Raw genomic sequence first — 11,431 nt, 5'->3', positions numbered from 1 at the left:
CTGCGCGCCATGAACTACCGCCACGCCTTCCACGCCGGCAACCACGCCGATGTCCTGAAGCACGTCACCTTGCTCGCCTGGCTCGATGCGCTCACCGCCAAGGACAGCCCGGTGTTCCTGCTCGACACCCACGGCGGCCGCGGCCACTACGCCCTCGATGCCGAAGCCGCGGAGCGCACGGGCGAGGGCCAGGCCGGCATCGGACGCCTGTGGGGCCAATACGGGCTGCCTGCCGCCGTGCAGCGCTTGTGCGAGATCGTGGGTCGCTGGAACCCGGATGGCCGGCTTCGCGCCTACCCGGGATCGCCGCGCATCGCCCTGGCCGCCCTGCGCCCGCAGGACCGGGTCGCGGCCTGCGAACTGCACCCGGAGGAGGCTGCGGCGCTCAAGGCCCACCTCGCCAGCGACCCGCGCGCCGCGGCACACGCCCGCGATGGCTACGAGGCCACGCGGGCGCTGCTGCCGCCAAAAGAGAAGCGCGGCCTCGTGCTGATCGACCCGCCGTACGAGGCGCAAGAGGCGGAGTACCCGCGCGTCCTCGAGGCCGTCGGCACCGCGCTGGAGCGTTGGCCGACGGGCGGCGTGGCCGTGTGGTACCCCATCAAGCAGCGGCGGGCGCTGCACGGCTTCTTCCGCCAGGCCACCGTGCTCGCCCCGCGGGGGCTGCTGTGCGCGGAACTGCTGGTGCGACCCGACGACTCGCCACTGCGGCTCAATGGCAGCGGCATGCTGATGTTCCACCCGCCGTGGAAGCTCGACGCCGCCCTGGCTCCGGCCCTGCCGGTGCTCGCCCGCATGCTCGGCGAGCACCATGCTTCGCACCGCGTGGAATGGCTGCGCCAGGCGCCCTGAGGTCAAATGCCGTCAGCCTGGGCCGACCGGGCTTCCCCACTATTGCGTGGAGCCGCCGCCGGGCGCGATGCTGCGCTCCCTTGTGTGGAAATCCGGCCGAATGAGTCTCGCCCCGCTTCCCCAACGCGTCCTGGTCGTCGAAAACTCGCGGAGCTACGCCGGCATGCTTGCCGAAGCGATCGAAGGCGGGCTGCGACTGCCGGTTGCGCTTGCCCGCACGATGACCGAAGCCGAAGCCGCGCTCGCTGCCCATCCGGATATCTTCCTCATCCTGAGCGGCCTCGTGCTGCCGGATGCCGCCGAGGACGCGATCATCGACCGCTTCTCCTCCACCGGCCTGCCCGTCGTCGTGGTGTCCAGCAAGTACGACGAGGCCCTGCGCGACCGCGTACTCGGCCGCAGCGTCGTCGATTACGTCATCAAGAGCGCACCCGGCCACCTCGACTACATCGCTTGGCTGGCGCAGCGCCTCGACCGCAACCGCCGCATTGCCGCGCTCGTCGTCGATGATTCTGCGTCGGCGCGCCTGATGGTGGCGGAGCTGCTGTCGTCCTACGGCTTCCGCGTGCTGTTGGCCGGCGACGGCGAACAGGCCCTCGGCGCCATCGAACAGGATCCAGGCATCCGCCTCGTCATCACCGACCACGAGATGCCCGGCCTCACCGGCGTCGAACTCTCCGCCAAGCTGCGCGAGCGCTACAACCGCGACCGGCTGGCCATCATCGGCGTCAGCGGCGCCAACAAGGGCGAACTCGTGGCGCGTTTCCTCAAGAACGGCGCCAACGACTTCCTGCACAAGCCGTTCTCGCGCGAGGAGTTCTTCTGCCGCGTCTCGCAGAACGTCGACAACCTCGACCTGATCGGTACGCTCCAGGACCTGGCGACGAAGGACTTCCTCACCGGACTGTCGAACCGCCGGCATTTCTTCGACCTGACGACCAAGCGGCTGGACGCCCTCCGACTGCAAGCACAACCGGTCGCCGTCGCCACGCTCGATATCGACCACTTCAAGAAGATCAACGACACCTACGGCCACGACGGCGGCGACGTCGCACTGAAGGCCGTCGCCCGCGCGGTCGCAGAGCATGCCCGGACCGAGGACATCGTCGCGCGTTTCGGCGGCGAGGAGTTCGTCGTCCTCGCCCCAGGGCTCGATGCCGAAAGCGCATGGACCTACTTCGAGAGCCTGCGCGAGCGCATCGCTGGCCTCGACATCGAACTCCCGGATGGACGGCGCATCGCGGCGAGCACCAGCATCGGCGTCTGCCTCAGCCACGACGGCAAGCCGCATATCCATGCGCTGCTCGGCGAGTCCGACCGCATGCTGTACATCGCGAAGGCCGGCGGGCGGAACCGCGTGGAGATGGTCGCGATCGACGCCTGAGCGATCGCCACTGACGCGCAAACGAAGAAACCCGCCTTACGGCGGGTTTCTTCGTGACAGCCCGGCAGTGAAGCGAAGGCTTAGACGCCTTCGCCCTCGGCCACGGCCTTGATCGACAGGCGGATGCGGCCCTGCTTGTCGACTTCCAGCACCTTGACCTTCACCACGTCGCCTTCCTTCAGCTTGTCGCTGACCTTCTCGACGCGCTCGTCGGAGATCTGCGAGATGTGCACCAGGCCGTCCTTGCCCGGGGCGATCGTCACGAACGCACCGAAGTCCATGATCTTGGCGACCTTGCCTTCGTAGATGCGGCCCGGCTCGACGTCCGACGTGATCTGCTCGATGCGCGCCTTCGCGGCCTGGGCGGCGGCGGCGTTGACCGAGGCGATGACGATGGTGCCGTCGTCCTGGATGTCGATCTGCGTGCCGGTTTCCTTGGTGATGGCCTGGATGGTCGAGCCACCCTTGCCGATCACTTCGCGGATCTTGTCCGGGTGGATCTTCATCGTCAGCAGGCGCGGGGCGTACTCCGACAGCTCGGCGCGCGGGGCGGTCAGGCCCTTCGCCATCTCGCCGAGGATGTGGAGGCGGCCGGCCTTCGCCTGCGTGAGGGCGATCTTCATGATCTCCTCGGTGATGCCTTCGATCTTGATGTCCATCTGGAGGGCGGAGATGCCGTCCTTCGAACCCGCGACCTTGAAGTCCATGTCGCCGAGGTGGTCCTCGTCACCGAGGATGTCGGACAACACGACGAAGTTGTCGCCTTCCTTCACCAGGCCCATCGCGATGCCGGCCACCGGGGCCTTCAGTGGGATGCCCGCGTCCATCATGGCGAGCGACGAACCGCAGACCGAGGCCATCGACGACGAACCGTTCGACTCGGTGATCTCCGAGACGGCGCGGATCGTGTACGGGAAGCTCTCCATGTCCGGCATGACGGCGAGCACGCCGCGCTTGGCGAGGCGGCCGTGGCCGATCTCGCGGCGCTTCGGGCCCATCATGCGGCCGGCTTCGCCGACCGAGTACGGCGGGAAGTTGTAGTGGAACAGGAAGTGCTCCTTCGACTCGCCTTCGGCGGCGTCGATGATCTGGCCGTCGCGCGCGGTGCCGAGGGTGGCGACCACGAGCGCCTGCGTCTCGCCGCGGGTGAACAGCGCCGAGCCGTGGACGCGCGGCAGCACGCCGACACGGACGGTGATCGGGCGCACCGTGTCCAGCGCACGGCCGTCGATGCGGACCTTGGTGGTCAGCACGGACTCGCGCATGGTCTGGTACTCGAGCTCGCCGAACTCCTTCGAGGCTTCGCCGGCCGACCAGCCGTTGGCTTCGATCTGCGGCGCGAGGGCGGCCATCACGTCCTTCTTCAGGGCGCCGATGGCGTCACGACGCTGCAGCTTGTCCGTGACCTTGAAGGCGTCGGCGAGGCGCGTGCCGACGGCGGCCTTCAGCGCGGCCACGAGGGCCTCGTTGCGCTCCGGTGCGGTCCAGGTGCCCCAATCCTTCTTGCCGGCTTCGGCGACCAGTTCGTTGATCGCCTTGATGACCGTGCGGCCGGCGTTGTGGCCGAAGGTGACGGCGCCGAGCATCACCTCTTCCGAGAGCAGCTTGGCTTCCGACTCCACCATCAGCACGGCGTTCTGCGTGCCTGCGACGACGAGCTCGAGCTCCGAGGTCTTCAGCTGGGTGGTGGTCGGGTTGAGGATGTACTGGCCGTTGGCGTAGCCGACCTTGGCGGCGCCGATCGGGCCCGCGAACGGGATGCCCGACAGGGCCAGCGCGGCCGAGGCGCCGATCATCGCCGGGATGTCACCCTCGACTTCCGGGTTCAGCGAGACGACGGTCGCGATGACCTGCACTTCGTGGCGGAAACCTTCCGGGAACAGCGGCCGGATCGGACGGTCGATCAGGCGCGAGGTGAGCGTCTCGCGCTCGGTCTGGCGGCCTTCGCGCTTGAAGAAGCCACCCGGGATGCGGCCACCGGCGTAGAACTTCTCCTGGTAGTCGACGGTCAGCGGGAAGAAGTCCATGCCCTCACGGACGTTCTTGTTGCCGACGACGGTCACGAGGACGACGGTGTCCGCCATCTTGACGAGGACGGCGCCACCGGCCTGGCGGGCGATCTCGCCCGTTTCCAGCGTCACTTCGTGCTGGCCGTACTGGAAGGTCTTGGTGAATTTCGCCACGAGTTCTGCTCTCTGTGTTGTCTTTCGTTTCAGTCCGGCCGGGGGCCCCTGCCCCCTGGCTCGGTTGCCGCGTTGCCACGGCGCGGGGTTCTCGAACCCCGAAAAGCAGCGCGGCGCATTTCTGCGCCGCGCGGGGTGTCACTTAACGACGGAGGCCGAGGCGCTCGATGAGCGTCTTGTAGCGCTCCACGTCCTTGTCCTTCAGGTAGGCCAGCAGGCGACGGCGGGTGTTCACCATCTTGAGCAGGCCGCGACGGCTGTGGTGGTCCTGCTTGTGGGCCTTGAAGTGCTCGGTCAGCTGCTCGATGCGGGCCGACAGCAGGGCGACCTGGACCTCCGGCGAACCGGTGTCGTTGGCGCCGCGCGCGAACTGGGAAATGATCTGGCTGGAATCAATGCTCATGGACGTTCTCGTGATGCGGAAGGCGCAGGAACGTCACTCGTGGACGCACCGCGGTCTTCGCCGGTTTCATGGGGATGCCTCGGGCGAGGCGCGCGGATTGTACGCCCGGCGGCCGCCCTGAACAAGGTTTTCACGAATCGGCCGGACCGGCGTTCAGGCTCGGCCCCGAGCTCGCCCGCCGGCAGCAGCCGGGGCTCAGGACGCCGCGGCCCAGCGGAACAGGCGTTGCGGGTGCACCACGCCGTCGCGTCCTTCGACCAAGCCGACCGCTCGCCCGCTGGGGGCGAAGGCCGCCATCAGGCCGTTCGCCGCATCGAGGCCGGCGAGGCTCTGGCCATGGCCCAGCCTAAGCACCTCGGCGTCGTTGAGGTTCAACCGCGGCCAATCGGTCAGGGCGGATTCGACGGGCATCAGCAGGCTGTCCAGCGCGGCCAAGCCGGGCTCGCTGGCGCGGTCGATGGCTTCGATCTCGTCGAGGGTGATCATCGCCGGGGTGCGGAACGGCTCGGCCCACAGGCGGCGCAGGGCCGCCACGTGCGCCCCGCAGCCGAGGTCCTCGCCGATGTCGCGCACGAGGCTCCGCACGTAGGTGCCGGAGCCGCAGGTGATGCGCAGGCGCAGCGATGCGCCGTTGATCGACAGCAGCTCAAGGGCATGCACGTCGACCTCGCGCTCGGCGACTTCGACGATCTCGCCGCGTCGGGCCTTGGCGTACAGCGGCTCGCCGCCCTGCTTCAGCGCGGAATAGATCGGTGGGCGCTGCGAGATCCGCCCGATGTAGCGCTTCAGCACGCGCTCGACGGCGTGGGCGTCGAGCAGCGGGACCGGCCGCTCGCGCAGCACCTGGCCATCGGCGTCGTCAGTGTCGGTGACCACGCCAAGGCGCGCCTCGGTCTCGTAGGCCTTGCGCGCTCCCAGCAGCAGTCCGGCGACTTTGGTGGCCTCGCCGAAACAGATCGGCAGCAGGCCGGTCGCCAGAGGATCGAGGCTGCCGGTATGGCCGGCCTTCTCAGCGCGGAAATGCTTGCGGACGCGCTGCAGCGCCGCGTTCGAGCTCAGGCCGGACGGCTTGTCCAACAGGAGCAGGCCATCGACTGGACGGAAAGAAAGACGGTGCATGGGAGTCATCGGGGAGGAACGACCAACGCGGCGCCCGTGGGCACCGGCTCAGTCGGCCAGGCGGTCTGCCGACGGGTCGCCCGCCGCCTCGCCGTCGGACGCAGCGCGCGCCGCTGCGTCCTGCTTCGCGGCCTCGCGCAGCAGCAGGTCGATCTTCTCGCCGCGATCGACCGATTCATCGTAGTGGAAGTGGAGCTCTGGCACCTGGCGGATGCGCAGCATCTTGCCCAACTGCTGGCGGAAGCCCTTCGCAAGCTCATTGAGGGCCCTGACCACTTCCTTCGAACGATCCGGCATCAACGCAGTGACGTAGACCTTCGCGTGCGAAAGGTCGCGCGTCACCTCGACGTCCGAAACGCTCGCCGATGGCAACGAATGCTCGCGCACGGCCTCGTGCACCATCTGGCCCAGCTCCCTGCGGAACTGGGCGGACAGGCGATCGGTGCGCGAAAAGGAACGCTTGGGCATCAGAGCGACCGTGCCACTTCAATGCGCTCGAAGCACTCGATCAGATCGCCCGGCTTGACGTCGTTGTAGGCCTTCACCGCGATCCCGCATTCGGTGCCGGACTTCACTTCCTCGACGTTGTCCTTGAAGCGGCGCAGCGACTCCAGCTCGCCCTGGAAGATGACGGTCTGGTTGCGCAGCACGCGGATCGGCTTCGACTTCTTGACCGTGCCCTCGATGACCAGCGAACCGGCGACGGCGCCGAACTTCGAGCTGCGGAACACGTCGCGGACTTCGGCCACGCCGATGATCTCCTCGCGGATCTCCTTGCCGAGCAAGCCCGACGCGACCTGCTTCACCTGGTCGATGACGTCGTAGATGATCGAGAAGTAGCGCAGGTCGAGGCCATTGCCCTCGATGACCTTGCGGGCCGCGGCGTCGGCGCGGACGTTGAAGCCGATGACCACGGCCTTGGCCGCGGCGGCCATCACGGCTTCCGATTCGGTGATGCCGCCGACGCCGGACTGGATCACGTTGATCTTGATCAGGTCGTTCGACAGGGCGACGAGCGAGTCGCGGAGCGCCTCGACCGAGCCCTGCACGTCGGCCTTGATCAGCAGGTTGAGCTGCTGCTGGCCTTCGCCCTGGCCCATCTGGGCCATGATGTCCTCCATGCGGCTGGCCTGCTTGACCAGCTTGGCTTCGCGCATCTTGGCCTCGCGCTGCTGCGCGACGTCCTTGGCAAGGCGCTCGTCGGCGACGACCACGAAGTCATCGCCCGAGTTCGGCACGCCCGAGAGACCGAGCAACACCACCGGGATCGACGGACCGGCCGAGTCGACCTGCTTGCCCGCTTCGTCGAACAGCGCGCGAACGCGGCCGTACTGGGTGCCGCAGACGAGGTAATCGCCCTTGCGCAGCGTGCCCTGCTGCACGAGCACCGTCGCGACCGGGCCGCGGCCCTTGTCGAGGGAGGACTCGATCACGGTCCCTGCCGCCTTGCCGTCGACCGGCGCCGAAAGCTCCATGACCTCGGCCTGGACGAGGATGGCGTCGAGCAGCGCATCGATGCCCATGCCGGTCTTGGCCGAGACGCCGATGAACGGGGTGTCGCCGCCCCACTCTTCCGGTGTCACTTCATGCTGCGCCAGGCCGTTGCGCAGGTTGTCGATGTTGACGTTCGGCTTGTCCATCTTGTTCATGGCGACCACCAGCGGCACCTTCGCGGCGCGCGCGTGCTTGATCGCTTCGACCGTCTGCGGCATGACGCCGTCATCGGCCGCGACGACCAGCACCACCAGATCGGTGAGCTTGGCGCCGCGGGCACGCATGGCGGTGAAGGCCGAATGGCCGGGCGTGTCGAGGAAAGTCACCACACCCTTGCCGGTCTCGACGTGGTAGGCACCGATATGCTGGGTGATGCCGCCCGCTTCGCCCGAAGCGACCTTGGTGCGACGGATGTAGTCGAGTAGCGAGGTCTTGCCGTGGTCGACATGGCCCATGATGGTGACGACCGGCGGGCGTGGTGCGCGATCGCCCTGCTCGGCTTCGATGTGGGCGGCCAGCGCGAGCTCCGCATCGTCCTCGGTGGCGCGTACGGCCTTGTGGCCCAGCTCCTCGACGACGAGCACCGCGGTGTCGTGGTCGATGGTCTGGTTGATGGTGGCCATCACCCCCATCTTGAAGAGGGCCTTCACCACTTCACCGCCCTTCATGGCCAGCTTGTTGGCGAGGTCACCCACGCTGATGGCGTCGCCCACGGCGACTTCGCGCATGACCGGCGCCGTCGGACGGGAAAAAGCGTGCGGACCGGAATTGTTGCTGTTGCCGCTGTGACGCGACGGCTCCGGACGACCTCGGCCACCGCCCGGCTTGCGCTTGTTGTTCCCCGTGTTGCGGCGCGCATGCGCGCCCTCACTGAGGTGGAGCTGGCCGCCGACGAAACGACCGCTGCGGTCGTCCTCGGGCGCGCCCTCCGCCTTTCCACCGGGCTTGCCGCGACGGCTTGCGGCCTCGCGGGCGCGTGCCGCCAACTCGGCGTCGGCGCGGCTGGGCATCTGGATCACCGGACGGGTCGCCGGGCGCGGATCCGCCGGCACCTCGACCGTCGGGGGCGCTGCGGGCTCCTCGGACCGCTCCACGGAGCGCTCCTCGACCGGCGGCGTCGCATCCGGTGCCGAGGTCGCGGGCGTTGCGCGGGCGGACTTCTCGGCGGCCTCCTCCTCGCGACGGCGGCGATCCGCCTCCTCCAGCGCCTTGCGCTCCGCCTCGGAACGGGCCTGCGACTCGGCCAGCTTCCGGGCAGCTTCCTCCCGCTCGGCGTCCGGGCCGGTCGGGGCGACGTCGGCACGCTTCACGTAGGTGCGCTTCTGGCGCACTTCAACGGCGACGGTGGCCTTGGTCTTGCCGCCACCGACCGTCAGCTCCTCGACCTTTCGGCGCTGAAGCGTGATGCGGCTGGGGCCGGACTCCTCGGCGGGCTTTTCATCCTTGCCATGGGTGCGGCGCAGGAAGCCGAGCAGCTTCATCTTCTCGGTGCTGCTGACCACCTGGTCCGGCCCGGTGAACTGCATGCCGGCTCCGGAGAGCTGCTCGAGCAGCTTCTCGACGGGCAGGTTCAGCACCTTGGCCAGGGAGCGGACGGTGACCTCGGACATTCGGAAGGGCTTCCTTGGATGTGTTGCGCGTGGGGCGCTGGATTAAACGTGGGCTGCGGGCAGGACGGTTCAGGCGAACCAGTGCTTGCGCGCTTCCATGATGAGGGTGGCGGCGCGGGCGTCGCCCATGCCTTCGATGTCGGCGATCTCGTCGACGGCCATCTCGGCGAGGTCGTCCCGCGTGACGATGCCGCGCGAGGAGAGGGCGTAGGCCGTGGCCTCGTCCATGCCGTCCAGGGACAGCAGGTCGTCCGACGGCTTGTGCTCCTCGAGGTTTTCCTCGACGGCCAGCGCCTCGGTCAGCAGCGCGTCGCGGGCGCGGGCGCGCAGCTCCTCGACGATGTCCTCGTCGAAGCCTTCGACGGCCAGCAGCTCGGCGACCGGCACGTAGGCGATTTCCTCGACGGTGTTGAAGCCCTCGCCCACCAGGATGCCGGCGATTTCCTCGTCGACTTCCAGCTTGTCCATGAACAGCTTACGGGCATTGGCCTGCTCGGCTTCCGACTTCGCCGAGATCTGGTCCTGGGTCATGACGTTGAGCTGCCAGCCCGTCAGGCGACTGGCGAGGCGGACGTTCTGGCCGCCCTTGCCGATCGCCTGGGCGAGCTTTTCCTCGGCGACAGCGAGGTCCATCGCGTGGCGCTCCTCGTCGACGATGATCGACTGCACTTCCGCCGGCGCCATCGCATTGATGACGAACTGCGCGGAATTGTCGGACCAGAGCACGATGTCGATGCGCTCGCCGTTCAGCTCGTTGCTGACGGCCTGCACGCGCGAACCGCGCATGCCGATGCAGGCGCCGATCGGATCGGTACGGTGATCGTGCGCCAGCACGGCGATCTTCGCGCGGTCGCCCGCATCGCGTGCGGCCGCCTTGATCTCAACGAGGCCCTGGCCGACTTCCGGCACTTCGAGCTTGAACAGTTCGATCATGAATTCCGGTGCGGTGCGGCTGATGAACAACTGCGGGCCGCGCGATTCCGAGCGCACTTCGTAGAGGAAGCCGCGCACGCGGTCGCCCGGGCGGAGGGCGTCGCGCGGGATCGACTTGTCCTTCGGGATGAAGGCTTCGGCATTGCCGCCGAGGTCGACGTAGATGTTGCCGCGCTCGGCGCGCTTGACGACGCCGGTGACGAGCTCGCCCACGCGGTCGCTCCACGCGTCGACCACCTGCTGGCGCTCGGCCTCGCGGACGCGCTGCACGATGACCTGCTTCGCGGCCTGGGCGCTGATGCGGCCGAACTCCGGGTTTTCGATCTGCTCTTCGATGAAATCACCGACCTGAGCATCGGCGCGCTCGTCCACGGCGTCCATCAGGCGGATCATGCGGTCGGGCGACTCCATCACCACGTCGTCGGCGACCACTTCCCAACGGCGGAAAGTCTCGTAGCTGCCGTCCTTCGGGTTGATCGATACACGGCAGGCGACATCCTGCTCCGGGTAACGCTTCTTGGCTGCCGAAGCCAACGCGGCCTCCATGGCCTCGAGGATGACCTGGCGCGGCACGCCCTTCTCATTGGCGACCGCTTCGATGACCAGCAACAGTTCCTTGCTCATGCTTGACTCCGCGACAGCGCGACCAGGGGCCGGCTTCAGTGGGTTCCGGGTGATTTCGAATTCGGGGTATCGGCACGCTTGCGGCGCGGACGCGGGGCTTTCGGCGCCGCCGTCTCAAGGCCCAGCGCCGCGTAATCCGGCACCAGCCTCGCTTTGTCGATGTTGTCGAACGACACGGCGAACTCGCCGCCGTTCTCAAGGCCGATGACCATCAGGTCACCCTCGGCCCGCAGGATCGCGCCCTGCACGCGCCGGCGACCATCCTGCGGCAGTGCCAAGGCAACCTTGACCTGCTGGCCGGCGAAGCGCATCGCCTGGGTGGCATTGAAGATCAGGCGATCGAGGCCCGGAGACGAGACTTCCAGGGTGTAGGCGCTGGCGATCGGATCGTTGACGTCCATCACCGCAGACACCTCGCGGCTCACCGCCTCGCAATCGTCGACGGTGACGTGACGCTCTCCCGAGGCGACGTCGATGTACAGGCGCAACAGACCATGGCTGCGCGAGGGAGCGAACTCGATGCCCTGCAGCTCGAGGCCGAGGCCGAGGCCTTCGACGACGGGGGCAAGCATGGCGGTGAGTTCTTCGGTCTTGGTGCTCATGGGCCTGCGCGAAAAAACGGAAACAAAAAAGGGCCGAGAGGCCCTTTCCGGTACATCCAATTTCCGGGGGCCGGAATCCCCCGAAGGGGCATTCCGACCCAGCCTGACGTCGATCCGGAGCAGAGGATACGACGCGAAACTGGTAGCGGGGGCAGGATTTGAACCTGCGACCTTCGGGTTATGAGCCCGACGAGCTGCCAGACTGCTCCACCCCGCAGCAGAGACGA

General features: G+C 67.9%; 9 protein-coding genes and 1 tRNA gene. 2 read left to right on the top strand and 8 right to left on the bottom strand.

From position 1 onward, the window contains the following. The first annotated feature begins 9 nt into the window (after window positions 1-9). The gene (locus ACYVAK_RS07585) at window positions 10-852 is read left to right on the top strand and encodes a 23S rRNA (adenine(2030)-N(6))-methyltransferase RlmJ (RefSeq protein WP_461059542.1); all 843 of its coding nucleotides are present in this window, start codon (window positions 10-12) and stop codon (window positions 850-852) included. A 100-nt stretch (window positions 853-952) separates the two neighbouring features. After that, on the top strand, window positions 953-2,236 hold the full coding sequence (locus ACYVAK_RS07580; RefSeq protein WP_461059540.1) for a diguanylate cyclase: 1,284 nt from the start codon (window positions 953-955) through the stop codon (window positions 2,234-2,236). Window positions 2,237-2,316: 80 nt separating this feature from the next. On the opposite strand, the gene pnp is transcribed toward ACYVAK_RS07580, so the two are convergent. From pnp to ACYVAK_RS07540, 8 genes are all read right to left on the bottom strand, one after another. Then, window positions 2,317-4,419: a polyribonucleotide nucleotidyltransferase gene (gene pnp / locus ACYVAK_RS07575; protein ID WP_461059538.1), complete on the bottom strand. Its 2,103-nt coding sequence runs from the start codon at window positions 4,417-4,419 to the stop codon at window positions 2,317-2,319. A gap of 142 nt (window positions 4,420-4,561) precedes the next feature. After that, on the bottom strand, window positions 4,562-4,822 hold the full coding sequence (rpsO, locus tag ACYVAK_RS07570; protein WP_461059536.1) for a 30S ribosomal protein S15: 261 nt from the start codon (window positions 4,820-4,822) through the stop codon (window positions 4,562-4,564). A gap of 195 nt (window positions 4,823-5,017) precedes the next feature. Next, window positions 5,018-5,941, bottom strand: a complete 924-nt coding sequence (truB, locus tag ACYVAK_RS07565; protein WP_461059534.1) for a tRNA pseudouridine(55) synthase TruB — start codon at window positions 5,939-5,941, stop codon at window positions 5,018-5,020. A 48-nt stretch (window positions 5,942-5,989) separates the two neighbouring features. Continuing rightward, window positions 5,990-6,409 (bottom strand): 30S ribosome-binding factor RbfA, encoded by a 420-nt coding sequence (gene rbfA / locus ACYVAK_RS07560; protein WP_461059532.1) that lies wholly within the window; start codon window positions 6,407-6,409, stop codon window positions 5,990-5,992. Then, window positions 6,409-9,045: a translation initiation factor IF-2 gene (gene infB, locus ACYVAK_RS07555; protein ID WP_461059530.1), complete on the bottom strand. Its 2,637-nt coding sequence runs from the start codon at window positions 9,043-9,045 to the stop codon at window positions 6,409-6,411. Before infB ends, rbfA begins: the two co-directional genes overlap by 1 nt. Window positions 9,046-9,114: 69 nt before the next feature. Beyond that, complete coding sequence (nusA, locus tag ACYVAK_RS07550) at window positions 9,115-10,602, bottom strand: transcription termination factor NusA (protein ID WP_461059528.1); 1,488 nt, start codon at window positions 10,600-10,602, stop codon at window positions 9,115-9,117. Between the two features lie 35 nt (window positions 10,603-10,637). Further along, the gene (gene rimP, locus ACYVAK_RS07545; RefSeq protein ID WP_461059526.1) at window positions 10,638-11,204 is read right to left on the bottom strand and encodes a ribosome maturation factor RimP; all 567 of its coding nucleotides are present in this window, start codon (window positions 11,202-11,204) and stop codon (window positions 10,638-10,640) included. Window positions 11,205-11,344: 140 nt separating this feature from the next. Continuing rightward, a tRNA-Met gene (locus ACYVAK_RS07540) sits at window positions 11,345-11,421 on the bottom strand. Window positions 11,422-11,431: the final 10 nt, after the last annotated feature.

Source organism: Silanimonas algicola, assembly GCF_054777375.1.
This window is presented reverse-complemented; position numbering and strand designations above follow the sequence as displayed.